Source organism: Pseudomonas sp. AL10 (assembly GCF_029960685.1).
In the GTDB taxonomy this organism is placed as follows: domain Bacteria; phylum Pseudomonadota; class Gammaproteobacteria; order Pseudomonadales; family Pseudomonadaceae; genus Aquipseudomonas; species Aquipseudomonas lactis.
In genome coordinates, this window is record NZ_JASBQZ010000025.1 from 1 (window position 1) to 25,932 (window position 25,932).

The window sequence follows — 25,932 nt, forward strand, 5'->3', positions numbered from 1 at the left end:
CCGTTACCGCAGAAATGGATATGTACTCGGTATAACAGTGTCGCCTGTCAGGCCGTCATCGCAGGCAAGCCAGCTCCCACATTTAGATCGTGGGGTGTCAGGTAGATAGGCGTCGGCTGTCAGGCCGCCATCACAGGCAAGCCAGCTCCCACAGTTGGATCGCGGGGTGTCAGGTAGATAGGTGTTGGCTTTCAGGCCGACATCGAAGGCAAACCCACATCTGCACTGCCCGCATTCAAATAGAACTTCTACCCCCAGCCCCGCCTCATAACTGACAAGCCCACCGCCCCGGCAACCCCATGGACCTCGTCATCGCCCGCCCCGAAGGCCTCTACTGCCCTGCCGGTGATTTTTACATCGACCCCTGGCGCCCAGTGGAACGCGCAGTCATCACCCACGCCCACGGCGACCACGCCCGCACCGGCAATCAACACTACCTGGCCGCCGCCCCCGGCGAAGGTATCCTGCGCTGGCGCCTGGGCCAGGACATCAACCTGCAAACCCTGGCCTACGGCGAACGGTTGGTGCATCACGGCGTGACCTTAAGTTTTCATCCGGCCGGGCATGTACTGGGTTCGGCCCAGGTACGCCTGGAATACCAGGGCGAAGTCTGGGTGGCGTCCGGCGACTACAAGGTCGAGCCCGATGGCACCTGCGCGCCCTTCGAACCGGTGCGTTGCCACACCTTTATCACCGAATCCACCTTCGGCCTGCCGATTTACCGCTGGCAGCCCCAGGCGCAGATTTTTGCCGGGATCAATGACTGGTGGCAGGCCAATATCGCCAGCGGCAAAGCCAGCGTGTTGTTCTGCTACTCCTTCGGCAAGGCCCAACGCATCCTCCATGGGCTGGACGCCAGCATCGGCCCGATCCTCAGCCACGGCGCCGTCGAGCCGTTGAACCGGGTGTACCGCGAAGCGGGCATCTACATCCCCGAGACGCTGTATGCCGGCGACTTCAAAAAGACCGACCCACTGCTGCGCCAAGCCCTGATCATCGCCCCGCCCTCTGCCGGTGGCAGTACCTGGATGCGCCGCTTTGGCGACTACAGCGACGCCTTCGCCAGCGGCTGGATGCGCCTGCGCGGTACACGGCGGCGGCGCGGTGTGGACCGTGGTTTCGTGCTTTCGGACCACGCCGACTGGCCTGGCTTGTTGTGGGCCATCGAACAAACCGGCGCACACCGGGTGATGGTCACCCATGGTTCGGTGGGTGTGTTGGTACGTCACCTGCGGGAAAAGGGCTTGGATGCCCAAGGCTTCAGCACCGAATACGGCGATGACGAAGAAGAGGTCACGGCATGAAAGCCTTCGCCGAGCTGTACGCCAACCTCGACGCCACCACTTCCAGCAATGCCAAGCTCGCCGCCCTGCAAGCCTACTTCCTGCAGGCGCCGCCGGCCGATGCGGCCTGGGCTGTGTACTTTCTTAGCGGCGGGCGGCCCCGGCAATTGGTGCCGACACGTCTGCTACGGGACATGGCCACCGAAGCGGCCGGTATCGAACCCTGGCTGTTCGAAGAGAGCTACCAGTCGGTGGGAGATCTGGCCGAGACCATCTCCCTGCTCCTGCCAGAATCCACCTACACCTCCGAAGACGGCTTGGCCGTATGGCTGGAAGAAAAACTCCTGCCCCTGCGCGGTCTGCCGCCCATGGACCTGGCAGACCGGCTGCCAGCGCTGTGGGCGCAACTGGACCAACCGAGCCTGATGGTGTGCATCAAATTGATCACCGGCAGCTTCCGCGTCGGGGTGTCCAAACTGCTGGTGACCCGCGCCCTCGCTGCCATGGCCGACCTCGACAGCAAGCGCGTGGCGCAGCGGCTGGTGGGCTACACCGACCTGTCGAACCGTCCGACAGCCGAAGGCTACCTCAAGCTGATCGCCGCCGAATCATCCGACGAACACGCGCAACGTGGCGGGCAGCCCTATCCGTTTTTTCTGGCTCACGGGCTGGCGCAACCGGTGGAGCAATTCGACACCCTGCTCGGTTCGCCCGCCGACTGGCAGGTGGAATGGAAGTTTGATGGCATTCGCGCACAACTGGTCAAGCGCGAGGGGCGCCTGTGGGTCTGGTCTCGCGGTGAAGAGTTGCTGACTGAACGTTTCCCTGAACTCCACAGCCTGGTCAGTGGCCTGCCCGACGGTACGGTGATTGATGGCGAAATCGTGGTGTGGAAAGACTCGGTGCAACCCTTCGCGCTGCTGCAACAGCGCATTGGCCGCAAAACCTTGAGTAAAAAAGTGCTAGAGGATGCGCCAGTGGCGGTGCTCGCCTACGACCTGCTGGAATATCAGGGCGACGACTGGCGCAACCTTACCCAGGCTGAACGTCGCACCCAATTGGAACAGGTGATCGCGGCGTGCAACCAACCGGTGTTATTGCCTTCGCCATTGCTGGAAGGCCAAACCTGGGCAGCCTTGGCCGAACAGCGTGAAGCCTCTCGCAGCCTGGGGGTGGAAGGCATGATGCTCAAGGATCGCAAGGGCCTCTACGGCGTGGGCCGCACCAAAGACATGGGCCTGTGGTGGAAGTGGAAGGTCGACCCCTTCAGCGTCGACGCCGTGTTGATCTACGCCCAGCGCGGCCATGGCCGGCGCGCCAGCCTCTACAGTGACTACACGTTCGCCGTATGGGACGGCCCACCGGGCAGCGAGCGCACCCTGGTGCCGTTCGCCAAGGCGTATTCCGGGCTGACCGACGAGGAAATGCGCAAGGTCGACGCCATTGTGCGCAAAACCACGGTGGAGAAGTTCGGCCCGGTCAGCAGCGTGACGCCGAGCATGGTGTTTGAGCTGGGTTTTGAAGGGATTGCCCTGTCCAAGCGGCACAAGAGCGGGATTGCGGTGAGATTTCCGCGGATGCTGCGCTGGCGCCAGGATAAGGCGGTGGATGAAGCGGACAACCTGGCCACGCTACAAGACTTGCTGGCCTGATCCAGCCCCTTGTGGGAGCTGGCTTGCCTGCGATGACGGTGAGTCAGCTACCCCATGTAACAACTGACCCACCGCTATCGCAGGCAAGCCAGCTCCCACCTTTTGATCAGCGACAGTTCCACAATGGTGCGCTGGAAATTCCATGCCCACTTTCGGGCACCGCCTACACTTGAAACGGCCTTATCCCACCTTTTAAAAAGCCCATCCGGAACTATGGTGCAGAAATTGCTACTTGTGATGGGTCTGACACCGTTCAGTAACAGTCCTAATCGCGCCACAAGCGCTTATCTTGGTTTCCAGGGATTACCTAATGAAAAAAGCATTGCTGACCCTTTCTGCACTGGCTCTGTGCATGGCTGCTGGTGTTGCTACGGCCAAGGAATACAAGGAATTGCGTTTTGGTGTCGACCCTTCCTACGCACCGTTCGAATCCAAGGCCGCCGACGGCAGCCTGGTGGGCTTCGATATCGACCTGGGCAATGCGATCTGCGCGGAGCTGAAGGTCAAGTGCAAGTGGGTCGAAAGTGACTTCGACGGCATGATCCCGGGCCTGAAAGCCAATAAATTCGATGGCGTGATTTCGTCGATGACCGTGACCCCAGTGCGCGAGAAGGCCATCGACTTCTCCACCGAGCTGTTCTCTGGCCCGACTTCGCTGGTGTTCAAGAAAGGCGCTGGCTATTCGACGCCAGACTCTCTCAAGGGCAAATCCGTGGGTTACGAGCAAGGCACCATCCAGGAAGCCTACGCCAAGGCCGTACTGGATAAAGCCGGGGTGACCACCAAGGCTTACGCCAACCAGGACCAGGTGTACGCCGACCTGACCTCCGGGCGCCTCGACGCTTCCGTGCAGGACATGCTGCAAGCCGAACTGGGCTTTCTCAAGTCGCCAGCCGGTGCCGGCTATGAAGTGAGCGCCGCGATCGACGACCCGCTGCTGCCGTCGAAAACCGCCGTCGGTATCAAAAAAGGTAACACTGAACTCAAGGCGCTTTTGGATAAAGGTATCAAAGCGTTACACGATGATGGCACCTACGCCACTATCCAGAAGAAACACTTTGGCGATCTGAACCTGTACAGCGGCAAATAATGCCTGGGGCGCCCTGCTTCAGGTGGGGCGCTTTTTTATCGCCATAGGTCCTGATTTATGTTCGAAGATCTGTTGCAAACCCTCGGGCTGAGCGCATTCAGCCTGAAGGGTTTCGGCCCGCTGTTGCTGCAAGGCACCTGGATGACCATCAAGTTGTCGGTGCTGTCCCTGGCCGTCAGCGTCTTGCTGGGCCTGCTCGGCGCCAGCGCCAAACTGTCCAGCCTGGCCATTGTGCGTATCCCCGCCCAGCTCTACACCACCCTGATTCGCGGTGTACCCGACCTGGTGCTGATGCTGCTGATTTTCTACAGCCTGCAAACCTGGCTCAGCGGCTTTACCGACTTTATGGAATGGGAATACATCGAGATCGACCCGTTCAGCGCCGGGGTGATCACCCTGGGCTTTATCTACGGGGCGTATTTCACCGAAACCTTTCGCGGCGCGATTCTCGCCGTGCCCCGCGGCCAACTCGAAGCCGCCACCGCTTACGGGCTCAAGCGCGGGCAGCGGTTTCGCTACGTGACCTTCCCGCAGATGATGCGCTTTGCGCTGCCGGGCATCGGCAATAACTGGATGGTGATGCTCAAGGCCACCGCACTGGTGTCGATCATCGGCCTGGCAGACCTGGTAAAAGCCGCCCAGGACGCTGGCAAGAGCACCTATCAACTGTTTTATTTCCTGGTGCTGGCGGCGCTGATCTACCTGTTGATCACCAGCGCCTCAAACTTTGTCTTGCGCCGACTTGAACGTCGCTACTCCGCAGGCGCCCGGGAGGCAGTGCGATGATCGAGCTATTGCAGGAATACTGGCGCCCCTTTCTTTATAGCGACGGCCAGCACATCACCGGCCTGGCCATGACCTTGTGGTTGCTCAGTGCCTCGCTGGTGATCGGCTTTCTGGTGTCGATCCCACTGTCCATCGCCCGCGTTTCGCGCAAGCGCCTGGTGCGTTGGCCCGTGCAGTTCTACACCTACCTGTTTCGCGGTACGCCGCTCTATATCCAGCTGCTGATCTGCTACACCGGCATCTACAGCCTTGCCGCCGTGCGGGCACAACCGGTGCTGGATGCGTTCTTTCGCGACGCAATGAACTGCACCCTCCTGGCCTTCGCCCTCAACACCTGCGCCTACACCACCGAGATTTTCGCCGGGGCGATCCGCAGCATGGCCCACGGCGAAGTCGAGGCGGCCAAGGCTTACGGCCTCAGCGGCTGGAAGCTGTACGCCTATGTGATCATGCCTTCGGCGTTGCGACGCTCGTTGCCCTACTACAGCAACGAAGTGATCCTGATGCTGCACTCAACCACGGTGGCCTTTACCGCAACGATCCCGGACATCCTCAAGGTTGCGCGGGACGCCAACTCCGCCACCTTCATGACCTTCCAGTCATTCGGCATTGCCGCACTGATCTATCTGACGGTGACCTTCGCCCTGGTCGGTCTGTTTCGCCTGGCGGAACGTCGTTGGCTGGCCTTTCTCGGGCCGAGCCACTAAGGAGTTTGCATGCGCCATCAGCTACATGACCTGATCGCGCCGGTGCCCGGCACGGCGCGGCAGATCCACAGTTTTCACTTCAGCCCGCAGCAGCCCGAAGGCAAGGTGTACATCCAGTCCTCCCTGCATGCCGATGAATTGCCGGGCATGCTGGTGGCCTGGCACCTGAAGGCACGCCTGGCAGAACTTGAAACGGCCGGGCGCTTGCGTAGCGAAATCGTGCTGGTGCCCGTCGCCAACCCGGTGGGACTGGAACAGGTGTTAATGGATATCCCCTTGGGCCGCTACGAACTGGAAAGCGGGCAGAACTTCAATCGCCTGTTCGTCGATCTCAGCGAAGACGTCGGCAACCAGGTCGAAGACCTGCTGGGCGATGATCCCCAGCGCAATGCCCAATTGATCCGCAGCGCACTGTCCCACGCCTTGGCCGCGCACACCGCTCAGACCCAGTTGCACTCCCAACGCCTGGTGCTGCAACGCTTGGCCTGTGATGCCGACGTGGTGCTGGACCTGCATTGCGACTTCGAAGCCGTGGCGCACCTGTACACCACGCCCGACGCCTGGCCACAGGTAGAGCCGTTGGCGCGCTACCTGGGCTCGGAGGCCAACCTGTTGGCTACCGATTCCGGCGGGCAGTCTTTTGACGAATGTTTCACCCTGGTGTGGTGGCAATTGCAGCAACGCTTCGGCGAACGCTACCCGATCCCCATGGGCAGCTTGTCGGTGACCGTCGAGCTGCGTGGCCAGGGCGATGTCAACCACGGCCTCGCCGCGCTGGACTGCCAGGCCATCATTGATTATTTGATCCATCTCGGCGCCATTCACGGCAATGCAGCCCCCTTGCCTGCCCTGGCCTACCCGGCTACGCCGCTGGCGGCGGTGGAGCCGGTGACTACCCCGGTGGGTGGCTTGCTGGTATTCAACGCCCTGCCAGGCGAATACCTGGAGGCCGGGCAATGGGTCGCCGACATCATCGACCCCATTACAGACCGCGTAACGCCTGTGCACTGCCAGCACGCCGGGCTGCTTTACGCCCGCTCGCTACGCCGCATGGCCACGGCCGGCATGGTGATCTGCCATGTCGCCGGCACACAGGTCTACCGCAGCGGTTATCTACTTTCGCCTTGAGGATGCACGCCCCATGTACAAACTGACCGTTGAAGGCCTGCACAAAAGCTATGGCGACAATCAAGTGCTCAAAGGTGTGTCGCTCAAGGCCAAGACCGGTGATGTGATCAGCTTGATCGGCGCCAGTGGCTCAGGCAAGAGTACCTTCCTGCGCTGTATCAACTTTTTGGAAACCCCCAACGATGGCGCCATGACCCTGGACGGCCAAGCGATCCGCATGGTCAGCGACCGCCAGGGTATGCGCGTGGCCGACGATGCCGAGCTGCAACGCCTGCGCACGCGGCTGGCGATGGTGTTCCAGCACTTCAACTTGTGGAGCCACATGAGCGTGCTGGAAAACATCACCATGGCCCCTCGGCGTGTGCTGGGTTGCAGCAAAAAGGACGCTGAGGACCGCGCCCGCCGCTACCTGGACAAAGTCGGGCTGCCGGCGCGCGTGGCCGATCAATACCCGGCGTTCCTGTCAGGTGGCCAGCAACAACGCGTCGCCATCGCCCGCGCCCTGGCGATGGAACCGGAGGTGATGCTGTTCGATGAACCCACATCAGCCCTGGACCCGGAGCTGGTGGGCGAAGTGTTGAAGGTGATCCAAGGCCTGGCCGAGGAAGGCCGCACCATGATCATGGTGACCCACGAGATGAGCTTTGCGCGCAAGGTCTCAAGCCAGGTGCTGTTCCTGCATCAGGGCCGGGTGGAGGAGCAAGGCCTGCCAGAGGATGTGCTGGGCAATCCGAAGAGCGAACGCCTGCAACAATTTTTGAGCGGCAACTTGAAGTAGGAGTGAGCTTGCTCGCGAAAATCGTCAACGATAACGCCGGCAACCTGGAGAAACACGGTGCCTGGGCCTTTTTCGCGGGCTAGCCCGCTCCTACAGTTGAACGTCGGCGGTGCCTGAAGGGTCTTTGAACTAACCCCTCCAGAGCGTCCGCTGCCGCATGGCAAAAAACCCCGACTTCGCCAAGCAATGGTTTGCCACCCAAGGGTGGAAGCCATTCGCCTTTCAGAAAGAGGTATGGGCCGCGGTCAAGGCCGGCCAGTCGGGGTTACTGCATGCCAGCACTGGGGCGGGTAAAACCTATGCCCTCTGGTTTGCCGCCCTCAATCGTTTCGCCATCACCCGCCCGCCCGTCACAGGCAAACGCAAACCGCCTGCCGAGCCGCTGACCGTGCTGTGGATCACGCCGATGCGCGCCTTGGCCGCCGACTCCGCACGCGCCCTGCAAGCCCCACTGGAGGCGTTGCAGATTCCCTGGAGCGTGGGCCTGCGCACCGGTGATACCAGCAGCAGTGAACGCGCGCGCCAGACCCGTCGCCAACCCACCGCCCTGGTCACCACCCCGGAAAGCCTGACGTTGATGCTGGCCCGCGCCGACAGTGAGACCAGCCTGGCGCACCTGCGCATGGTCATCGTGGATGAATGGCATGAACTGATCGGCAATAAGCGTGGCGTGCAGTTGCAACTGGCGCTGGCACGCTTGCGGCGCTGGCATCCTGAGTTGATGGTGTGGGGTATTTCCGCGACGCTGGGTAATCAGGCCCACGCTTTGGAAGTACTGGTCCCACAGGGCGACGGCATTAATGTACAGGGGCAAACGGCCAAGGCACTGAAGGTCGACACCTTGCTGCCGCCCGTCACCGAGCGCTTTCCTTGGGCCGGGCATATCGGTTTGAAGATGTTGCCGCAGGTGGTCGCCGAGGTAGAGGCCAGCAGCAGTTGCCTGGTATTTACCAATACTCGGGCGCAATCGGAGATCTGGTACCAGGCGATTCTGGACGCGCGTCCGGACTGGGCCGGCTTGATTGCCCTGCACCACGGTTCGTTATCGCGCGAGACCCGCGACTGGGTGGAGCGGGCGTTGAAAGACGGGCAACTCAAGGCGGTGGTGTGCACCTCCAGCCTCGACCTGGGCGTGGACTTCCTGCCGGTGGAACGGGTGCTGCAAATTGGTTCCGCCAAGGGCGTAGCGCGGTTGATGCAACGCGCCGGGCGTTCCGGCCACGCGCCAGGGCGGCCCTCACGGGTAACGCTGGTGCCCACCCACAGCCTGGAGTTGGTGGAAGCCGCGGCCGCCCAGGATGCGATCGCCCAACGGCACATCGAAGCGCGGGAATCACCTTACAAGCCGCTGGATGTGCTGGTCCAACACTTGGTCAGCATGGCCTTGGGCGGCGGGTTTACTCCGGCAGCACTGTTGGACGAAGTGCGCGGCGCCTGGGCCTATCGCGACCTCACCGAAGCGGATTGGGCCTGGACCCTGGGGTTTGTGCGCCATGGTGGCCTGTCACTCACCGCTTATCCGGATTACCGCCGCGTGGAGCCCGATGAGCACGGCATCTGGCGTGTCCCGGATGCACGCCTCGCACGCCGCCATCGCATGAGCGTCGGCACCATCGTCAGTGATGCCAGTATCCAGCTCAAGTTCTGGAGCAAGGGCGGAGGCGGCAAGAACCTGGGCAGTGTCGAGGAAGGGTTTATTGCAAGGCTCAAGCCGGGGGATGGGTTTCTGTTCGCCGGACGCTTGCTGGAACTGGTGCGCGTGGAAACCATGACCGCCTATGTACGTCGCAGCACCGCGAAAAAAGCCGCCGTGCCACGCTGGAATGGCGGGCGCATGCCCCTTTCCAACGAACTGGCCCAGGCGGTAGTCGAGCGTTTTGATGCCGCCGCCCATGGGCAGTTCGACGGCCCGGAGATGCAGGCGGTGCAACCGTTGCTGCACACCCAATTGCGCTGGTCCGGCCTGCCGACCCGTGAGCATTTGCTGGCTGAAACCCTGCGTTCGCGGGAAGGCTGGCACCTGTTTCTGTACCCCTTCGCTGGCCGCCAGGTACACCTGGGCTTGGCCAGTTTGCTGGCCTGGCGGGTCAGCCAACAGCAGCCGCTGACCTTCTCGATTGCGGTGAATGATTATGGCCTGGAGCTGTTGAGCGCCACCGAGGTGCAGTGGCCCCAGCTGTTGAACGCTACGTTGCTGAGCCCCCAAGACCTGCTGGCTGACGTGATCGCCAGCCTCAATGCCGGCGAACTGGCCCTGCGCCGCTTTCGCGAGATTGCGCGAATCGCCGGGCTGGTATTTGCCGGGTATCCCGGCGCGCCGAAAAGCACGCGACAAGTGCAGGCTTCCAGCGGCTTGTTCTTTGAGGTGTTCAAGCAATATGACCCGCAGAACCTGCTGCTGGCCCAGGCCGGTGAAGAAGTTCTGCGTGATGAATTGGATATTCGCCGGCTGGAACACACGCTGAATCATCTGTCGACGCTGAGGCTGGACCTGCACACGATCCAGCGGCCCACACCCCTGGCCTTCCCGCTGCTGGTAGAACGGATGCGCGAAAGCATGAGTTCGGAAAAGCTTTCGGAGCGCATCGCGCGGATGGTCAAGGACCTGGAAAAAGTCGCCGACAAAGGGCAAGGCTGATGCATTACCCACTGATGCTGGAAGGCGAAGAGCTATGGCTATTGCCGGACAAGGCCGTGTATTGGCCCGCACGTCGATGCCTATTGATTGCCGACGCGCATTTTGGCAAGGCGTCGGCCTATCGCAGCCTGGGGCAGCCGGTGCCACAGGGCACGACTACGGCCAACCTAGAACGCTTGAACAGGCTGTTAACGGCCCTGCCCTGCGCGCAGTTGATCTTTCTCGGCGATTTCCTGCACGGTCCCGGCTCTCACGCCAGCGGCACCCTGAACGCACTTCGAGCCTGGCGTGAGCGCAATCGCACACTGGCCTTGACCCTGATTCGCGGCAATCACGACAAACGTGCCGGCGACCCACCGCTGGATTTGGCCATTGAGGTGGTCCCCGAGCCCCTGCTAATGGGCCCTTTCGCCTTGCAGCATGAGCCAGAGGCACACGTCAGCCACCATGTACTGGCGGGGCATGTGCATCCGGTGTACCACCTGCGAGGCAAAGGGCGCCAACGGCTGCGCTTGCCGTGCTTCCAGATTGGCGCTCAGGTTAGCCTGCTGCCAGCCTTTGGCGCGTTTACAGGGGGTTATGCCGTGGAGCAGGCCCAGGACCAGCGAATCTTTGTGATCGGCGATCACCAAGTCTGGCCGATTCAATGAATCGATAAGGCCCGCTCAGGTATCAGGCAACAGGCGCGGGTGGTGGCTCGTCCGGTAAGGTCGGCTCACCCGGCTCGGTAGGCTGCGGGTAATCAGGTTCAGGTTGACCGGGGATGCCGCCCCCGTGCGCGGGGTTGGCCATCAGGGACCAGGCCAGAACACCAATCTGGTTGGGTTCAAGCCGGGCGAGTTCTGCGCTGATTCGCGGGTCGATCTTCATAGGGTACTCCTCAAGTATGGCCCGGCGCGTTTCACACGCGCCGAAGCAGTACACCTAGATAGAGTCACTTTCTGCAGACAAATTCCCTTTGCCCGTAGGAGCTTTAGATCAAGCGCGTGGGAGAGTGACGCCGCGTTGGCCCTGATACTTGCCCGCACGGTCTTTGTAGGACACTTCACAGGCCTCGTCGGACTGCAAGAACAGCATTTGTGCCACGCCTTCGTTGGCGTAGATTTTCGCCGGCAAAGTGGTGGTGTTGGAGAATTCCAGGGTCACGTGGCCTTCCCACTCAGGCTCAAGCGGCGTGACGTTGACGATAATGCCGCAGCGGGCGTAGGTGCTTTTACCCAGGCAGATGGTCAGCACGTCGCGAGGAATACGGAAGAACTCCACGGTGCGCGCCAGGGCGAAAGAGTTGGGCGGGATGATGCACACGTCGCTCTTGACGTCGACGAAGCTCTTTTCGTCGAAGTTTTTCGGATCGACGATCGCCGAATTGATGTTGGTGAACACCTTGAATTCATCGGCGCAACGCACGTCGTAGCCATAGCTGGAAACGCCGTACGAAATCACGCGCTCGTCGCCTTCGCCACGAATCTGGCGTTCGACGAACGGCTCGATCATGCCGTGTTCCTGCGCCATGCGGCGAATCCACTTGTCCGATTTGATGCTCATGGCGGTGTCCTGAATAGCGAGGCGAAAAAAATCTGTGGGCCATCTTACCGGGGCCGGCGTTGGGGTTCAAAGGCCGCACGGGTTTTCTTGATGAATGCCCCGCCAGCTATAAGCCGCAGCCAGCGTAGCCGGGGCCCGGATGGCCGGCATCAATGACTGTAAATACCACCGCCAGTCACGAAAATAGAGAAACCTTCGGAAATACCATTGGCACGTTCCGGAAAAAGGGTTAAGGTGGCGCCACTGTGCTGCTTGTGTCACTGAGAATCTCTACACGATATGTTGAATTTCGATCCAACCATCTCCAAGAATTTTTCCTGCTCTTTGCACTCAGTCTCGGCCAGGGCTTTTCCTGAGTCGCAGTTAACTTTGTCCAAGGAGATACACCATGTCTAATCGCCAAACTGGTACCGTTAAGTGGTTCAACGATGAAAAAGGCTTCGGCTTCATCACTCCACAATCCGGTGACGACCTGTTCGTTCACTTCAAAGCTATCCAATCCGACGGCTTCAAAAGCCTGAAAGAAGGCCAACAGGTTTCTTTCATCGCTACACGCGGTCAGAAAGGCATGCAAGCTGAAGAAGTTCAAGTTATCTAACTTGTACTGACTTAGTCGAAAAAACCCCGCCCTTAAAAGCGGGGTTTTTTTATGCCTGGATTTCGGGATGCCTGATCGTTCCCGCGCTCTGCGTGGGAACGCCTCTTGTGACGCTCGGCGTCGCGCTTTGGGACGCCGAGCGTCCAGGGCTGCATTCCCACGCAGAGCATGGGAACGATCAGGGCACAGCAAAACGCCCGGTGCATTCACATGCATCGGGCGTTTTGTCATCGCTGCCCTACCAATCGTTATTGGAACAACGACTCACTCGACAAGCCATTCTTCTCCAGGATCTCGCGCAAGCGCTTGAGGCCCTCTACCTGGATCTGCCGCACCCGCTCACGGGTCAGGCCAATCTCCAGGCCCACATCCTCCAGGGTGCTGCTCTCATGGCCGCGCAGACCGAAGCGGCGAATCACCACTTCACGCTGCTTGTCCGTGAGCTCTGACAGCCACTGGTCAATACTTTGGGAAAGATCATCGTCCTGCAACAGCTCGCAAGGATCCGTCGGACGGTCATCGGTCAGGGTGTCCAGCAGGGTTTTATCCGAATCCGGCCCCAACGAGACATCCACCGAAGACACACGCTCGTTAAGGCCTAGCATGCGCTTGACCTCCCCTACCGGTTTTTCCAGCAGGTTGGCGATCTCTTCAGGCGAAGGTTCATGATCGAGTTTTTGCGTCAGCTCACGCGCCGCCCGCAGGTAGACGTTGAGCTCCTTGACCACATGGATCGGCAACCGGATCGTGCGGGTCTGATTCATGATCGCCCGTTCGATGGTCTGGCGAATCCACCAGGTGGCATAGGTAGAGAAACGGAAGCCCCGCTCAGGGTCGAACTTCTCCACAGCCCGGATCAAGCCCAGGTTGCCCTCCTCGATCAGGTCCAGCAGGGACAGCCCACGATTGACATAGCGTCGGGCGATTTTCACCACCAGGCGCAGGTTGCTTTCAATCATGCGCTTACGCCCAGCCGGATCGCCCTTCTGCGACAGACGCGCAAAATGGACTTCTTCTTCGGGGGTCAATAGAGGGGAAAAGCCGATTTCATTGAGGTACAGCTGGGTCGCGTCGAGCGCCCGCGTGTAGTCAACGTACTTGTGCTGCTTCAATGCGGCAGCATTCTTGGATTTGGTGCGAACTGAAGGTGGTGATACCCCTTCATTATCTGACATCGTTTCCAAATCGATACCGGCCTCCATAAGGAGAACCTCATCGTCGATGTCAAACTCCGGCACTTCTTTACTGAGAGCCATTGTTATAGTCCTTTGGTGAGTTCGACCTCAAGCTCAAGCGACGCCTCTATCCTTGGCAACGCTGGAGCCTGTTCCTTCTACGTGAGGGAACAGGCTGTGCAACACATCAACGACGGGGCAGGAATTGCAGCGGATCTACAGGCTTCCCTTGGCGGCGAATCTCAAAGTGCAGTTTCACCCGGTCTGTGCCCGTTGACCCCATTTCGGCAATCGTCTGTCCGACCTTGACCTGCTGCCCCTCCCGAACCAACAACCTGCGGTTATGACCGTAGGCACTGACGTAGGTATCGCTGTGTTTGATGATGACCAGCTCGCCGTAGCCCCGCAAACCACTCCCGGCGTACACCACTGTCCCATCAGACGCAGCTAAAACAGGCTGTCCCAAATCCCCGGCGATATCAATGCCTTTATTCAAACTACCGTTTGAAGAGAATTTTCCAATCAACACTCCGTTTGAGGGCCATCCCCAACCGGTCGGCGCAGGCCCGGCAGGTGGCAACGGCGCGGGTGCCGGCTTGCTCGCAACCGTAGGCGTGGCGCTGCCTGCAGGCCGAGTGATGATGGTGGTCTTGCTCGAGGACGATGGCGAAGAACCCGACTTTGTCACAACTGCCGTAGGTGCAGAACCTGAGCGACCATCGAAACGAATGGTCTGCCCTGGATGGATCGTATACGGCACAGGAATGTTGTTACGGGCGGCCAGCGCCTTGTAGTCCCAGCCATAACGAAAGGCAATCGAAAACAGGGTGTCGCCTTTGCGCACCACGTATTGACCGGTGGTCACCGTGGGCCTTTGGGGGGTTGCGTTGGTACGGTCAACGACCCGCGCACCGCCGGATGGCGTGCTCGAGCAGGCTGCCAATAAGGAACTCAAGACAAGGCCAAGCACCAGTCGCTGAAAGCTTGTTTTACTCATTCGCTGCGCAGGACCTGTGAGACTCACCCGCCGCTCCCTTTGTGGTGGCTGAACGTTAACGCCTGGATCAGGCTTGAAATATGACGCAAGTATAACTGGGCATTGGCTTTTTACTGGCACATGACTGAAAGGAAAAATTCATCATGTTTAATCGTGGCTGCCAGGCATGTTGATTCAATAGACCCCGCCGTAAGACACATCCCCGCTTACAGAATTCACTGCGCGCGAATAAATGATCAGGCCAGCGGGCCGTTGAGCAAGGGAACGAAACGCACGGCACCGAGTACATGCCGGGAAAAGCCTTCGTCCTCACGGATAATAAGCATCAACTGTTGCACTTCGCCGGAGCCCACCGGGATGACCAGCCGCCCGCCAGGTGCCAATTGATCCAGCAAGGCTTGCGGCACATCGGTGGCCACGGCGGTGACGATGATACCGTTGTAGGGCGCCAGCGCCGGCCAGCCCTCCCAGCCATCGCCCCAGCGAAATACCACGTTGCGCAGGTTCAGCTCCACCAGACGCTCTTTGGCCCGGTCCTGCAGCACCTTTATGCGCTCGACCGAAAACACCCGCTCTACCAATTGCGACAGCACGGCCGTCTGATAGCCAGAGCCGGTACCAATCTCCAGCACCTTGTCCAACGGCCCCGCCGCCAGCAATAGCTCGCTCATACGCGCAACCATATAGGGCTGAGAGATGGTCTGGTTGTGGCCGATGGGCAACGCCGTGTCTTCATAGGCACGATGCGCCAGGGCTTCATCGACAAACAGGTGCCGCGGCGTGCGCCGGATCACTTCCAGCACCTGCGCGTTGGACAAGCCTTCTTCATACAGGCGCTGGATCAACCGCTCCCGGGTGCGCTGGGAGGTCATCCCGATGCCGCGGCGCAACAAGTCGTCTTGTTCACGAGCCATCAACGCAGTCCCTCCAGCCAGCCATCAAGGCCACTGAAGGCATCACTGAAGGTGCGATCAAACAGCAACGGGGTAACGGAGACATAGCCTTGCATCACCGCATGAAAGTCCGTGCCCTCGCCGCCATCTTCGGCGTCGCCGGCCGCGGCGATCCAATAGCCTTCCTTGCCGCGTGGGTCGACCACCTTCAAGGGCGCCGCCGCACGGGCGCGATGGCCCAGGCGCGTGAGTTGGATGCCGCGAATATGGTCGAGGGGCAGGTTGGGGATATTGACGTTGAGTACCGTACGCGGCGGCAGGTCCAGGGAAGCATGGGCCTCCACCAACTTGCGCGCGTAGTAGGCCGCCGTCGCCAGGTTATCCAGTTGCCGCGAAGCAAAGGAAAAGGCAAAGCCGGTTCGGCCCAGGAAGCGCCCTTCGAGGGCCGCCGCCACGGTGCCGGAATACAGCACGTCATCGCCCAGGTTGGCGCCCAGGTTGATCCCCGAGACCACCAGGTCTGGCTGGTGCTCCAGCAAACTGTTGATTGCCAGGTGCACGCAGTCGGTGGGGGTTCCGTTGACGCTGATAAAGCCATTGGCCAGGACCCGCGGGTGCAGCGGACGGTCGAGCGTCAGCGAACTGCTGGCGCCGCTCTTGTCCTGGTCGGGGGCAACCACCACGCACTCGGCGTAATCCTGCAGCGCAGCATGGAGCGCGGCAAGACCGGGTGCGGTGGCACCGTCATCGTTTGATATCAGAATACGCATGGGCTGTCCGTCTGCCCCACCGGCACCAGATCAACAAGCTCGCGCACCAAGACAGTGGCGAAGCATCCGGCCGGCAGGACGAATTCCAATTGCAGAATGTCAGGCCCGGGATAATGCCACGTCAACCCGCCAATGGGCAGTCGCAGAATGCGACGTTCCTGGCTCATTCCCGCCTTCACCAGCCAATCACGTAGGTCTGCTTCGCCAGCGACGACAGATTGTTCCAGCTCGTACGTAAGACCTTTCGCCGGCGAATCACCTTCGCCCCACTGCGGGCCGGTGGGATGCAGGTCCAGGATCGCCAGGCGCGGGTCACTGCACTCAGCTTCCCCGGCCGGAAAAAAACTGCGACTGTCGGTAAACGCCAGCAGATCGCCGACTTGGGCTCGCTGCCATGAACCGTCGGCGACGCGGGCCGCCAACACTTTGTTGAACAGGTAACTGCGAGCCGTGGACAGCAAGCGCGAGCGCACGTTGCGCTGCTCGGGCAGGGCCTTGCGGGCAGCCCACTCGCGAGCATCCACCACGTTGCCGCCGTTGTGGCCAAAACGCTGGGTGCCGAAGTAATTGGGGATGCCGTGCCGCGCAATCAACTGCAGACGTGCGTCGATGGCAGCGGTGTCGCCGGCCAGTTGGGTCAGGCGCAAGGTGAAGCCGTTGGCCGAATGGGCACCGCGCTGCAACTTGCGTTTGTGACGCGCAGTTTTCAGGATCTTGAGGGTGTCGTTTTCTGCGCCGCTCATGTCCGGGTCGGCCTTGCCGGGCAATTGCACGCTGAACCACTGACGGGTCAGGGCTTGACGGTCCTTGAGCCCGGCATAGCTGACGGTGCGCAACGGTACGCCAGCAGCCTTGGCGATACGCCGTGCGGCCTCCTCGGTGTTCAAGCCGCGCTTTTCCACCCACAGCCACAGGTGCTCGCCGTCGCCGGTCAGCGGGATGTCCAGCACCTCATCAACCTGGAAGTCTTCGGCCGTGGCCTTCAGTACCGCGCTGCCCAGGGCCTCGCCATAGGCCCGCGGGCCCAGCAGTTGCAGGTCGTTCATGCGCGCAGCAACAAGGCGACGGAGTGCACTGCGATGCCCTCTTCACGACCGGTAAACCCGAGCTTTTCGGTGGTGGTGGCTTTCACGTTGACTTGATCCAATTCAATTTGCAGGTCTGCGGCGATCGCTGTGCGCATCGCTTCGATATGGGGGGCCATTTTTGGCGCCTGGGCGACGATGGTGTTATCGACGTTGCCGACCTTCCAGCCCTTGGCGTGGATCAGGCCGACCACATGGCGCAGCAACACACGACTGTCCGCGCCCTTGAAGGTGGGATCGGTGTCCGGAAAGTGCTTGCCGATATCGCCCAATGCCGCCGCGCCGAGCAAAGCATCGCTCAAGGCGTGCAAGACCACGTCGCCGTCGGAATGAGCCAGCAACCCATGGTGGTGTGCAATGCGCACACCGCCCAGGGTGATGAAATCGCCTTCAGCGAAACGGTGCACATCGTAGCCGTGGCCAATACGCATAAAAAAACGCCCCGATTTAATTCAGGGCGTGATTCTACCTACTTTTGCCTCGGATTAACCGAGCAAAGCACGACCATGATGGCGCAAATGGTCTTCGATGAAGCTGGCGATGAAGAAGTAGCTGTGGTCGTAGCCAGGCTGCAGGCGCAGTTCCAGCGGATGGTTGGCTGCTTTGGCCGCTTGCTGCAAGGCTTCGGGCTTGAGCTGAACCGCGAGGAAATCGTCGCGATCGCCTTGGTCCACCAAGAGCGGCAACTTTTCCGAGGCTTCGCTGATGAGCACGCAGGCATCCCATTCGCGCCATTTCGAACGCTCTTCCCCCAAATAACGGGAAAAGGCTTTCTGGCCCCACGGGCAGTCCATCGGGTTGTTGATCGGCGAAAACGCCGACACCGACAGGTAACGTCCAGGGTTGCGCAATGCGCAGACCAGCGCACCGTGACCGCCCATGGAGTGGCCGCTGATACCGCGCTTATCGGAGGCAGGGAAATGCGCCTCTACCAATGCCGGCAATTCCTGCACCACGTAGTCATGCATCCGATAGTGCTTGGCCCAGGGTTCCTGGGTGGCATTGAGGTAGAAGCCCGCGCCGAGGCCGAAGTCCCAGGCATTGTCCGGGTCGCCCGGCACGCCGAGGCCGCGGGGGCTGGTGTCCGGCGCGACGATGATCAAGCCCAGTTCCGCGGCCATGCGCTGGGCGCCGGCCTTCTGCATGAAGTTTTCGTCAGTACAGGTCAACCCGGACAGCCAATACAGCACCGGCAGCTTGCCGCCCTGCTCTGCTTGCGGCGGCAGGTAGACGGCAAAGGTCATGTCGCAACCCAGCACATCGGAATGATGCTTGTAACGTTTATGCCAGCCGCCGAAGCTCTTCTGGCATGACAGGTTTTCCAGACTCATGGCCGACCTCAGAAGTGAATGACGGTACGAATGCTCTTGCCTTCATGCATCAGGTCAAACGCTTTGTTGATATCTTCCAGGCCCATGGTGTGGGTGATGAAGGTATCCAGCGGAATTTCGCCGGTCTGGGCCATTTCCACGTAGCTTGGCAATTCGGTACGACCGCGCACGCCACCAAACGCTGAACCACGCCAGACGCGCCCGGTGACAAGTTGGAACGGACGTGTAGCGATCTCCTGGCCAGCACCGGCCACACCGATGATCACCGATTCGCCCCAGCCTTTGTGACAGCACTCAAGAGCCGCACGCATCAGTTGCACATTGCCAATGCACTCGAAGGAAAAGTCCACGCCGCCATCAGTCAGGTCGACAATCACGTCCTGGATCGGGCGATCGTAGTCTTTCGGGTTGATGCAATCAGTGGCGCCCAGTTGCTTGGCGATTTCGAACTTGGCCGGGTTGATATCAATGGCGATGATGCGACCGGCCTTGGCCTTGACCGCGCCGATAATCGCCGACAGCCCAATGCCGCCCAGGCCGAAGACGGCCACGGTATCGCCCGGCTTGACCTTGGCGGTGTTGATCACCGCACCGATGCCGGTGGTGACACCGCAACCGAGCAGGCAGACTTTTTCCAGCGGCGCTTCTTTAGGAATCTTGGCCACGGAGATTTCCGGCAGCACGGTGTACTCGGAGAACGTCGAGGTGCCCATGTAGTGGAAAATCGGCTGGCCCTTGTAGGAGAAACGCGTGGTGCCATCCGGCATCAAGCCCTTGCCCTGAGTCGCGCGAATGGCCTGGCACAGGTTGGTCTTGCCACTCAGGCAGAACTTGCACTTGCCGCATTCCGGGGTGTACAGCGGGATCACGTGATCGCCCACAGCGACCGAGGTCACGCCCTCGCCGATGGCTTCCACCACTGCGCCGCCTTCATGGCCCAGGATCGACGGGAAAATGCCTTCCGGGTCTGCACCCGACAAGGTGTAGGCGTCGGTGTGGCACACGCCGGACGCGACCACCCGCAGCAGCACCTCGCCAGCCTTGGGCATGGCGACATCCACTTCAACAATCTCAAGGGGCTTCTTGGCTTCGAAGGCTACGGCGGCGCGGGACTTGATCATCCGGGTTTCTCCATCGGGTTAAAAACTGAGGCCGTGAGTGTAAAACATCGCCCATTGATGAATAATCCAGGCAAAAGCAAAACATTATTGCCATATAGGGACAATCAGCATGCTGGAGAACCGCTGGGAAGGCATTGACGAGTTTGTCGCGGTGGCCGAATGCAGCCAGTTCACGGCGGCGGCCGAGCGACTGGGGGTATCGTCCTCCCACGTCAGCCGGCAAGTGGCGCGTCTGGAAGAACGCCTGCAAACCCGATTGCTGTACCGCAGCACACGCAAGGTGACGCTGACCGAAGCCGGCCAGACCTTCCTGCAACACTGCCAACGTCTGCAGGACGGTCGCGAGGAAGCGCTGCGGGCGGTGGGCGACCTGACCAGCGAACCCAAGGGCATGTTGCGCATGACCTGCGCCGTGGCTTATGGCGAGCGTTTTATCGTGCCGCTGGTGACACGCTTTATGGCGCACTATCCGCAACTGCGCGTGGACATCGAGTTGACCAATCGCTCGCTGGACCTGGTCCACGAAGGCCTCGACCTGGCCATCCGCCTGGGACGTTTGCAAGACTCACGCATGGTTGCCAGCCGCCTGGCACCTCGACGCATGTACCTGTGTGCGTCGCCCTCCTACCTCAAACGGTACGGTCGGCCACACAGCTTGTCGGAGTTGAGCCGGCATAACTGCCTGATTGGCAGTTCGGATATCTGGCAAATGGCCCAGGACGGGCGGGAATTTTCCCAGCGCGTGCAAGGCAATTGGCGCTGCAACAGTGGGCAAGCAGTGCTGGATGCGGCGTTGCAAGGCATGGGCTTGTGCCAGTTGCCGGATTACTACGTCCTGGAGCATCTGCACAGTGGGGCGTTGGTGTCGTTGCTGGAGGCTCATCAACCGCCGAATACTGCGGTGTGGGCGCTGTATCCGCAGCAGCGGCATTTGTCGCCGAAGGTGAGGAAGCTGGTGGATTTCTTGAAGGTGGGGCTGGCTGAGAGGCCGGAGTACAAGCATTGAATTGAGGTGGTCTGCACCGGCCTCATCGCGGGCAAGCCCGGCTCCCACAGTTGGACGTGTTGTTTGATGTGGCAGCGATCAAATGTGGGAGCTGGCTTGCCTGCGATGAAGCAGACCCGGTCTGACAGGTTACCGCCGGTTAGCCCAGCGCAACTTCAACCACTCCAGGTCTTCCGGCCGAGTCACCTTGATATTGTCCGAACGCCCTTCGATCAGGCGCGGCGCCTGCCCGGACCATTCCATGGCCGACGCTTCATCGGTGATCACCGCATCGGCCACTAGGCTGTCGGCCAAGGCGCGATGCAAGGCGCCCAGGCGGAACATCTGCGGCGTGTAAGCCTGCCAGATCAGGCTGCGATCAACGGTATCCACCACACGGCCATGCTTGTCGACACGCTTGAGGGTGTCGCGCGCCGGCACCGCCAGCAGGCCACCTACCGGATCGTCAGCCAGTTCCGCCAACAATTTGTCGAGGTCATCACGGCTCAGGTTAGGCCGCGCAGCGTCGTGCACCAACACCCAGTCGTCATCACTGGCGCCCAGAGCGTTGAGTTGCAGCAGCGCATTGAGCACCGAGCCGGAACGTTCCGAGCCGCCGTCGGCACGCTGGATACGCGGGTCATTGGCGCATGCCAAGCTGGGCCAATAAGGATCGTCAATTGCAAGACTGACCACCAGGCCCTTGAGGCATGGATGGTCGAGAAAACAGCCGAGGCTGTGTTCAAGAATAGTGCGCCCGCCCAGTTGCAGGTATTGCTTGGGACGGTCCGCAGCCATACGGGCACCGACGCCCGCGGCAGGAATCACGGCCCAGAAGGCCGGTAAATCGTGGCTCATTGGGCCAACTGGTAGAGGGTCTCGCCCTCCTTGACCATGCCCAGTTCATGGCGAGCCCGCTCTTCAACGGTCTCCGTGCCTTTTTTCAGCTCAAGCACTTCAGCGTCGAGGACACGGTTGCGCTCCAGCAGGCGTTCGTTTTCGGCACGCTGGTCGGCAATTTGCTGGGTCAACTCTTCCACCTGCGCAAAGCTGCCATTACCGACCCATAGGCGGTACTGCAGGCCAGCCAGCAACAAGAGCAAGACGAGGAACAACCAATTGGGACTGCGCATCGAAATCCGGGTATCCAGTGAAAAAAGACAGTCATGCAAACCTTTTGCAGCAACTGATAGCACAAAGCCTGGTAAAACCAGGCTTGCGCTTGTCAGTCAGCAGATTAGCGCCGAAATTCACACTTTCGTGAGATTTCTGACGTAATCCGCCGACTTTTTACCATTTACTGCTTAGCCGCGAAACTCGCCGCGACCGTTGTACTTGGCTTTACCTGCCAATTGCTCTTCGATGCGCAGCAATTGGTTGTACTTGGACACGCGATCGGAACGGCACAGGGAACCGGTCTTGATCTGGCCCGCCGAAGTACCCACGGCCAGGTCGGCAATGGTGGAATCTTCGGTTTCGCCGGAGCGATGGGAGATCACGGCGGTGTAGCCCGCAGCCTTGGCCATCTGGATGGCTTCCAGGGTTTCGGTCAGGGTGCCGATCTGGTTGAACTTGATCAGGATCGAGTTGGCGATCTTCTTGTCGATGCCTTCTTTCAGGATCTTGGTGTTGGTCACGAACAGGTCGTCGCCCACCAGCTGGATTTTCTCGCCGATCTTGTCGGTGAGAATTTTCCAGCCATCCCAGTCGGACTCGTCCAGGCCGTCTTCGATCGAGATGATCGGATAGCGCTGGGTCAGGCCCTTGAGGTATTCAGCAAAACCTTCGGAGTTGAACACCTGGCCTTCGCCGGACAGGTTGTACTTGCCGTCTTCATAGAATTCGCTGGCAGCGCAGTCCAGGGCCAGGGTCACGTCGGTGCCCAGCTTGTAGCCCGCGTTGGCGACGGCTTCGGAGATGACTTTGAGTGCATCTTCGTTGGAGGCCAGGTTCGGCGCGAAACCACCTTCGTCACCCACGGCAGTGCTCAGGCCACGGGCCTTCAGTACAGCCTTGAGGTGATGGAAAATCTCGGTGCCCATGCGCAGGCCTTCGGAGAAGGACTTGGCGCCAACCGGCTGCACCATGAACTCCTGGATGTCGACGTTGTTATCCGCGTGCTCGCCACCGTTGATGATGTTCATCATCGGTACCGGCATCGAGTAGACGCCCGGGGTGCCGTTCAGGTTGGCGATGTGCGCGTACAACGGCAGGTCCTGGTCCTGCGCAGCCGCCTTGGCAGCTGCCAGGGACACGGCGAGGATGGCGTTGGCGCCGAGGCTGCCTTTGTTTTCAGTGCCGTCGAGCTTGATCATCGCGTGGTCCAGGGCTTTCTGGTCCAGCGGGTCCTTGCCCAGCAACAGGTCACGAATCGGACCGTTGATGTTGGCTACAGCCTTGAGTACACCCTTGCCCAGGTAACGGCTCTTGTCGCCATCACGCAGTTCCAGCGCTTCGCGCGAACCGGTGGAAGCACCGGACGGCGCGCAGGCGCTGCCGATGATGCCGTTATCGAGAAGCACGTCGGCTTCGACGGTGGGGTTGCCACGGGAGTCGAGAACTTCACGACCTTTGATGTCGACGATTTTTGCCATTGTTGTAAACACTCCAAAGTTGACGAAAACGACGCAGCTGAAGGAAATCTTTTGACCGACCGCAAGGGTGGAACAACGGGGCAGGCTTGCAGACGACAAGGCTCAGGCCCGGGGGCCTGAGCGTAAAGCGTGGGAAATTCTACCGGAGAAATGCCAGTTACGCGGTCTCTACCGTCGGAAAACTCTTGACCAGCTCGTCCAACTGCTTGAGCTGGGCCAGGAATGGCTCCAGCTTGTCCAGGCGCAGGGCGCACGGGCCATCACATTTGGCGTTGTCCGGATCTGGGTGAGCTTCAAGGAACAGGCCCGCCAGCGACTGGCTCATGCCCGCCTTGGCCAGGTCCGTCACCTGGGCACGTCGCCCGCCAGCGGAGTCCGAACGACCACCGGGCATTTGCAGCGCGTGGGTGACGTCGAAGAAAACGGGGTATTCGAACTGTTTCATGATGCCGAAACCGAGCATGTCCACCACGAGGTTGTTGTAGCCGAAGCTTGAACCCCGCTCGCAGAGGATCAACTGGTCGTTACCCGCTTCCACGCACTTGCTCAGGATGTGTTTCATCTCCTGGGGCGCAAGGAACTGGGCTTTCTTGATATTGATCACAGCGCCGGTCTTGGCCATGGCGACCACGAGGTCGGTCTGGCGCGACAAAAAGGCCGGCAACTGGATGATGTCGCACACCTCGGCGACCACGGCAGCCTGCTCAGGCTCGTGGACGTCGGTGATGATCGGCACGCCGAAGGCTTGCTTGATGTCCTGGAAGATCCGCATGCCTTCTTCAAGGCCCGGGCCGCGATAGGAGGTGACGGACGAACGGTTGGCCTTGTCGAAGCTGGCCTTGAAGACGTAAGGGATACCCAGTTTCTGGGTGACCCGAACGTACTCCTCACACACCTGCATCGCCATGTCGCGGCTTTCCAGCACGTTCATGCCGCCGAACAGCACCATGGGCTTGTCGTTGGCAATCTCGATGTCGCCTACGCGAATGATCTTCTGGGCCATCTGGTTTACGCCTTCTTCTGGTGTTGCGTCAGTGCTGCTTTGACGAAACCACTGAACAACGGGTGACCGTCGCGCGGCGTCGAGGTGAACTCCGGGTGGAACTGGCAGGCCACGAACCACGGATGATCCGGTGCCTCGACCACCTCAACCAGCTTGCCATCACCGGAGCGACCGGAGATTTTCAGGCCAGCTTCTTTGATCTGCGGCAGCAGGTTGTTGTTCACTTCGTAGCGGTGACGGTGACGCTCGACGATCACGTCCTTGCCATAGCAGTCGTGTACCAGCGAGCCGGCCTCCAGCAGGCAATCCTGAGCACCCAGGCGCATGGTGCCGCCCAGGTCGGACGTTTCGGTACGGGTTTCAACGGCGCCGGTGGCGTCTTCCCACTCGGTGATCAGGCCCACGACCGGGTGGCCGCTGGAGTGATCGAACTCGGTGGAGTTGGCGTCTTTCCAGCCCAGCACGTTACGGGCGAACTCGATAACGGCCACTTGCATGCCCAGGCAGATACCCAGGTACGGCACCTTGTTTTCACGGGCGTACTGCACGGCAGTGATCTTGCCTTCCACGCCACGCAGGCCGAAACCGCCGGGAACGAGGATCGCGTCAACACCTTCGAGCAGCGCAGTGCCCTGGTTCTCGATGTCTTCGGAGTCGATGTAGCGCAGGTTGACCTTGGTACGGTTGCTGATACCGGCGTGGCTCATGGCTTCGATCAGCGACTTGTACGCGTCCAGCAGCTCCATGTACTTACCGACCATGGCGATGGTGACTTCATGCTCAGGGTTGAGCTTGGCGTCGACAACCGCTTCCCACTCGGACAGGTCGGCACCGCCGCACTGCAGGCCGAAACGCTCGACCACAAAATCATCCAGCCCCTGCGAATGCAGGATGCCCGGGATCTTGTAGATGGTATCGGCGTCTTCCAGGGCAATTACCGCACGTTCTTCAACGTTGGTGAACTGCGCGATCTTGCGGCGCGAGGAAATGTCGATCGGGTGATCGGAGCGGCATACCAGCACATCCGGCTGCAGGCCGATGGAACGCAGTTCCTTGACCGAGTGCTGGGTAGGCTTGGTTTTGGTTTCGCCGGCAGTGGCGATGTAGGGCACCAGTGTCAGGTGCATCAGCATCGCGCGCTTGGCGCCAACTTCGAAACGCAACTGGCGGATGGCTTCGAGGAACGGTTGGGACTCGATGTCACCCACGGTGCCACCGATCTCGACCATCGCCACGTCGGCATCGCCTGCACCCTTGATGATGCGGCGCTTGATTTCGTCGGTGATGTGCGGGATCACCTGGATGGTTGCACCCAGGTAATCACCACGGCGCTCTTTGCGCAGCACGTGCTCGTAGACACGGCCGGTGGTGAAGTTGTTGTTCTGGGTCATGGTCGTGCGGATGAACCGCTCGTAGTGGCCCAGGTCCAGGTCGGTCTCGGCGCCGTCGTGGGTGACGAACACTTCACCGTGCTGGAACGGGCTCATGGTGCCCGGGTCAACGTTGATGTACGGGTCCAGCTTGAGCATGGTGACCTTAAGTCCCCGCGCCTCCAGGATGGCCGCCAATGAAGCGGAGGCAATGCCTTTCCCCAATGAAGAAACAACACCGCCCGTGACGAATATGTAGCGCGTCATGAAAAACCCTAGAAGTCTGCGTTAAAGCGGTCCGAGCCGCCGGGGAAAGCGAAGGAAGGCCGAAGCCCCCGATCACCTGCATTAATCACAGTGCACCTTTCAAAAAAACCGCCGCGTTGTGACAGACCAGCAATGA

Annotated in this window: 26 protein-coding genes; 11 read left to right on the forward strand and 15 right to left on the reverse strand. The window is 60.4% G+C overall.

The features are described from left to right. Nucleotides 1-299: 299 nt before the first annotated feature. From QK296_RS20010 to pdeM, 9 genes are all read left to right on the forward strand, one after another. The gene (locus tag QK296_RS20010; RefSeq protein WP_032893158.1) at nt 300-1,304 is read left to right on the forward strand and encodes a ligase-associated DNA damage response exonuclease; all 1,005 of its coding nucleotides are present in this window, start codon (nt 300-302) and stop codon (nt 1,302-1,304) included. Continuing rightward, nucleotides 1,301-2,935, forward strand: coding sequence for an ATP-dependent DNA ligase (locus QK296_RS20015; protein WP_282391221.1), 1,635 nt, complete (start codon nt 1,301-1,303; stop codon nt 2,933-2,935). The genes QK296_RS20010 and QK296_RS20015 overlap by 4 nt, the downstream gene beginning before the upstream one ends. A gap of 310 nt (nt 2,936-3,245) precedes the next feature. After that, complete coding sequence (locus QK296_RS20020) at nt 3,246-4,025, forward strand: transporter substrate-binding domain-containing protein (protein ID WP_003189228.1); 780 nt, start codon at nt 3,246-3,248, stop codon at nt 4,023-4,025. A 57-nt stretch (nt 4,026-4,082) separates the two neighbouring features. Continuing rightward, complete coding sequence (locus tag QK296_RS20025; protein WP_003189227.1) at nt 4,083-4,811, forward strand: ABC transporter permease; 729 nt, start codon at nt 4,083-4,085, stop codon at nt 4,809-4,811. Beyond that, nucleotides 4,808-5,518, forward strand: a complete 711-nt coding sequence (locus tag QK296_RS20030; RefSeq protein ID WP_003189226.1) for an ABC transporter permease — start codon at nt 4,808-4,810, stop codon at nt 5,516-5,518. Before QK296_RS20025 ends, QK296_RS20030 begins: the two co-directional genes overlap by 4 nt. Before the next feature lie 9 nt (nt 5,519-5,527). Then, the gene (locus QK296_RS20035) at nt 5,528-6,646 is read left to right on the forward strand and encodes a succinylglutamate desuccinylase/aspartoacylase family protein (protein WP_282391222.1); all 1,119 of its coding nucleotides are present in this window, start codon (nt 5,528-5,530) and stop codon (nt 6,644-6,646) included. Nucleotides 6,647-6,659: 13 nt separating this feature from the next. Beyond that, nucleotides 6,660-7,424, forward strand: a complete 765-nt coding sequence (locus QK296_RS20040) for an ATP-binding cassette domain-containing protein (protein WP_003189223.1) — start codon at nt 6,660-6,662, stop codon at nt 7,422-7,424. A gap of 157 nt (nt 7,425-7,581) precedes the next feature. Continuing rightward, nucleotides 7,582-10,062 carry a ligase-associated DNA damage response DEXH box helicase gene (locus QK296_RS20045; RefSeq protein WP_094775055.1) on the forward strand — a complete coding sequence of 827 codons (2,481 nt, stop codon included), beginning with the start codon at nt 7,582-7,584 and terminating at the stop codon, nt 10,060-10,062. Then, the gene (pdeM, locus tag QK296_RS20050; protein ID WP_120247603.1) at nt 10,062-10,712 is read left to right on the forward strand and encodes a ligase-associated DNA damage response endonuclease PdeM; all 651 of its coding nucleotides are present in this window, start codon (nt 10,062-10,064) and stop codon (nt 10,710-10,712) included. The genes QK296_RS20045 and pdeM overlap by 1 nt, the downstream gene beginning before the upstream one ends. Before the next feature lie 22 nt (nt 10,713-10,734). Here pdeM and QK296_RS20055 read toward each other — a convergent pair whose 3' ends face one another. Next, nucleotides 10,735-10,932: a hypothetical protein gene (locus QK296_RS20055; RefSeq protein ID WP_003189217.1), complete on the reverse strand. Its 198-nt coding sequence runs from the start codon at nt 10,930-10,932 to the stop codon at nt 10,735-10,737. A gap of 108 nt (nt 10,933-11,040) precedes the next feature. Continuing rightward, entirely contained in the window at nt 11,041-11,607 is a 567-nt protein-coding gene (gene dcd, locus QK296_RS20060) for a dCTP deaminase (RefSeq protein WP_003189215.1), read from the reverse strand. Nucleotides 11,608-11,995: 388 nt separating this feature from the next. Between dcd and QK296_RS20065 the strand changes: the two genes are divergently transcribed. Next, entirely contained in the window at nt 11,996-12,205 is a 210-nt protein-coding gene (locus tag QK296_RS20065) for a cold-shock protein (protein WP_002554837.1), read from the forward strand. Between the two features lie 248 nt (nt 12,206-12,453). Here QK296_RS20065 and rpoS read toward each other — a convergent pair whose 3' ends face one another. The 8 genes from rpoS to QK296_RS20105 form a co-directional block, all read right to left on the reverse strand. Then, nucleotides 12,454-13,461: an RNA polymerase sigma factor RpoS gene (gene rpoS, locus QK296_RS20070; protein ID WP_003189214.1), complete on the reverse strand. Its 1,008-nt coding sequence runs from the start codon at nt 13,459-13,461 to the stop codon at nt 12,454-12,456. A 106-nt stretch (nt 13,462-13,567) separates the two neighbouring features. Continuing rightward, nucleotides 13,568-14,404, reverse strand: coding sequence for a peptidoglycan DD-metalloendopeptidase family protein (locus QK296_RS20075; RefSeq protein ID WP_003189213.1), 837 nt, complete (start codon nt 14,402-14,404; stop codon nt 13,568-13,570). Between the two features lie 209 nt (nt 14,405-14,613). Beyond that, complete coding sequence (locus QK296_RS20080; protein ID WP_169850588.1) at nt 14,614-15,249, reverse strand: protein-L-isoaspartate(D-aspartate) O-methyltransferase; 636 nt, start codon at nt 15,247-15,249, stop codon at nt 14,614-14,616. A 41-nt stretch (nt 15,250-15,290) separates the two neighbouring features. Further along, the gene (gene surE / locus QK296_RS20085; RefSeq protein ID WP_003189210.1) at nt 15,291-16,040 is read right to left on the reverse strand and encodes a 5'/3'-nucleotidase SurE; all 750 of its coding nucleotides are present in this window, start codon (nt 16,038-16,040) and stop codon (nt 15,291-15,293) included. Next, nucleotides 16,028-17,086, reverse strand: coding sequence for a tRNA pseudouridine(13) synthase TruD (gene truD / locus QK296_RS20090; RefSeq protein ID WP_003189208.1), 1,059 nt, complete (start codon nt 17,084-17,086; stop codon nt 16,028-16,030). Before truD ends, surE begins: the two co-directional genes overlap by 13 nt. Beyond that, nucleotides 17,083-17,556, reverse strand: a complete 474-nt coding sequence (gene ispF / locus QK296_RS20095) for a 2-C-methyl-D-erythritol 2,4-cyclodiphosphate synthase (protein WP_003189207.1) — start codon at nt 17,554-17,556, stop codon at nt 17,083-17,085. Before ispF ends, truD begins: the two co-directional genes overlap by 4 nt. A gap of 54 nt (nt 17,557-17,610) precedes the next feature. Next, a complete protein-coding gene (gene fghA / locus QK296_RS20100; protein ID WP_003189205.1) occupies nt 17,611-18,456 on the reverse strand; it encodes an S-formylglutathione hydrolase in 846 nt (281 codons plus the stop codon). Between the two features lie 8 nt (nt 18,457-18,464). Further along, complete coding sequence (locus tag QK296_RS20105) at nt 18,465-19,577, reverse strand: S-(hydroxymethyl)glutathione dehydrogenase/class III alcohol dehydrogenase (protein ID WP_003189203.1); 1,113 nt, start codon at nt 19,575-19,577, stop codon at nt 18,465-18,467. A 109-nt stretch (nt 19,578-19,686) separates the two neighbouring features. Between QK296_RS20105 and QK296_RS20110 the strand changes: the two genes are divergently transcribed. Next, complete coding sequence (locus QK296_RS20110; RefSeq protein ID WP_003189201.1) at nt 19,687-20,583, forward strand: LysR substrate-binding domain-containing protein; 897 nt, start codon at nt 19,687-19,689, stop codon at nt 20,581-20,583. Between the two features lie 129 nt (nt 20,584-20,712). Here QK296_RS20110 and ispD read toward each other — a convergent pair whose 3' ends face one another. The 5 genes from ispD to QK296_RS20135 all read right to left on the reverse strand — a co-directional run bounded on the left by ispD (nt 20,713) and on the right by QK296_RS20135 (nt 25,796). Beyond that, nucleotides 20,713-21,420 carry a 2-C-methyl-D-erythritol 4-phosphate cytidylyltransferase gene (gene ispD / locus QK296_RS20115; RefSeq protein ID WP_282391223.1) on the reverse strand — a complete coding sequence of 236 codons (708 nt, stop codon included), beginning with the start codon at nt 21,418-21,420 and terminating at the stop codon, nt 20,713-20,715. Then, on the reverse strand, nt 21,417-21,695 hold the full coding sequence (gene ftsB, locus QK296_RS20120; protein WP_003189195.1) for a cell division protein FtsB: 279 nt from the start codon (nt 21,693-21,695) through the stop codon (nt 21,417-21,419). The genes ispD and ftsB overlap by 4 nt, the downstream gene beginning before the upstream one ends. A gap of 171 nt (nt 21,696-21,866) precedes the next feature. Next, a complete protein-coding gene (eno, locus tag QK296_RS20125; protein WP_003189193.1) occupies nt 21,867-23,156 on the reverse strand; it encodes a phosphopyruvate hydratase in 1,290 nt (429 codons plus the stop codon). Between the two features lie 157 nt (nt 23,157-23,313). Then, entirely contained in the window at nt 23,314-24,159 is an 846-nt protein-coding gene (gene kdsA / locus QK296_RS20130) for a 3-deoxy-8-phosphooctulonate synthase (RefSeq protein WP_003189190.1), read from the reverse strand. 5 nt (nt 24,160-24,164) lie between these two features. Beyond that, entirely contained in the window at nt 24,165-25,796 is a 1,632-nt protein-coding gene (locus tag QK296_RS20135; protein ID WP_003189189.1) for a CTP synthase, read from the reverse strand. Nucleotides 25,797-25,932 lie beyond the last annotated feature (136 nt).

Bases quoted from the DNA above. Each gene is read 5' to 3' on its own strand.
- QK296_RS20065 (WP_002554837.1), top strand. From the start codon at position 11,996: ATGTCTAATCGCCAAACTGGTACCGTTAAGTGGTTCAACGATGAAAAA.
- eno (WP_003189193.1), bottom strand. From the start codon at position 23,156: ATGGCAAAAATCGTCGACATCAAAGGTCGTGAAGTTCTCGACTCCCGT.
- pdeM (WP_120247603.1), top strand. From the start codon at position 10,062: ATGCATTACCCACTGATGCTGGAAGGCGAAGAGCTATGGCTATTGCCG.
- ispF (WP_003189207.1), bottom strand. From the start codon at position 17,556: ATGCGTATTGGCCACGGCTACGATGTGCACCGTTTCGCTGAAGGCGAT.
- QK296_RS20110 (WP_003189201.1), top strand. From the start codon at position 19,687: ATGCTGGAGAACCGCTGGGAAGGCATTGACGAGTTTGTCGCGGTGGCC.
- ispD (WP_282391223.1), bottom strand. From the start codon at position 21,420: ATGAGCCACGATTTACCGGCCTTCTGGGCCGTGATTCCTGCCGCGGGC.
- QK296_RS20025 (WP_003189227.1), top strand. From the start codon at position 4,083: ATGTTCGAAGATCTGTTGCAAACCCTCGGGCTGAGCGCATTCAGCCTG.
- QK296_RS20105 (WP_003189203.1), bottom strand. From the start codon at position 19,577: ATGATCAAGTCCCGCGCCGCCGTAGCCTTCGAAGCCAAGAAGCCCCTT.
- truD (WP_003189208.1), bottom strand. From the start codon at position 17,086: ATGAACGACCTGCAACTGCTGGGCCCGCGGGCCTATGGCGAGGCCCTG.
- ftsB (WP_003189195.1), bottom strand. From the start codon at position 21,695: ATGCGCAGTCCCAATTGGTTGTTCCTCGTCTTGCTCTTGTTGCTGGCT.
- QK296_RS20010 (WP_032893158.1), top strand. From the start codon at position 300: ATGGACCTCGTCATCGCCCGCCCCGAAGGCCTCTACTGCCCTGCCGGT.
- rpoS (WP_003189214.1), bottom strand. From the start codon at position 13,461: ATGGCTCTCAGTAAAGAAGTGCCGGAGTTTGACATCGACGATGAGGTT.
- dcd (WP_003189215.1), bottom strand. From the start codon at position 11,607: ATGAGCATCAAATCGGACAAGTGGATTCGCCGCATGGCGCAGGAACAC.
- QK296_RS20135 (WP_003189189.1), bottom strand. From the start codon at position 25,796: ATGACGCGCTACATATTCGTCACGGGCGGTGTTGTTTCTTCATTGGGG.
- QK296_RS20035 (WP_282391222.1), top strand. From the start codon at position 5,528: ATGCGCCATCAGCTACATGACCTGATCGCGCCGGTGCCCGGCACGGCG.
- kdsA (WP_003189190.1), bottom strand. From the start codon at position 24,159: ATGGCCCAGAAGATCATTCGCGTAGGCGACATCGAGATTGCCAACGAC.
- QK296_RS20020 (WP_003189228.1), top strand. From the start codon at position 3,246: ATGAAAAAAGCATTGCTGACCCTTTCTGCACTGGCTCTGTGCATGGCT.
- QK296_RS20055 (WP_003189217.1), bottom strand. From the start codon at position 10,932: ATGAAGATCGACCCGCGAATCAGCGCAGAACTCGCCCGGCTTGAACCC.
- QK296_RS20040 (WP_003189223.1), top strand. From the start codon at position 6,660: ATGTACAAACTGACCGTTGAAGGCCTGCACAAAAGCTATGGCGACAAT.
- QK296_RS20015 (WP_282391221.1), top strand. From the start codon at position 1,301: ATGAAAGCCTTCGCCGAGCTGTACGCCAACCTCGACGCCACCACTTCC.
- surE (WP_003189210.1), bottom strand. From the start codon at position 16,040: ATGCGTATTCTGATATCAAACGATGACGGTGCCACCGCACCCGGTCTT.
- QK296_RS20045 (WP_094775055.1), top strand. From the start codon at position 7,582: ATGGCAAAAAACCCCGACTTCGCCAAGCAATGGTTTGCCACCCAAGGG.
- QK296_RS20080 (WP_169850588.1), bottom strand. From the start codon at position 15,249: ATGACCTCCCAGCGCACCCGGGAGCGGTTGATCCAGCGCCTGTATGAA.
- QK296_RS20030 (WP_003189226.1), top strand. From the start codon at position 4,808: ATGATCGAGCTATTGCAGGAATACTGGCGCCCCTTTCTTTATAGCGAC.
- fghA (WP_003189205.1), bottom strand. From the start codon at position 18,456: ATGAGTCTGGAAAACCTGTCATGCCAGAAGAGCTTCGGCGGCTGGCAT.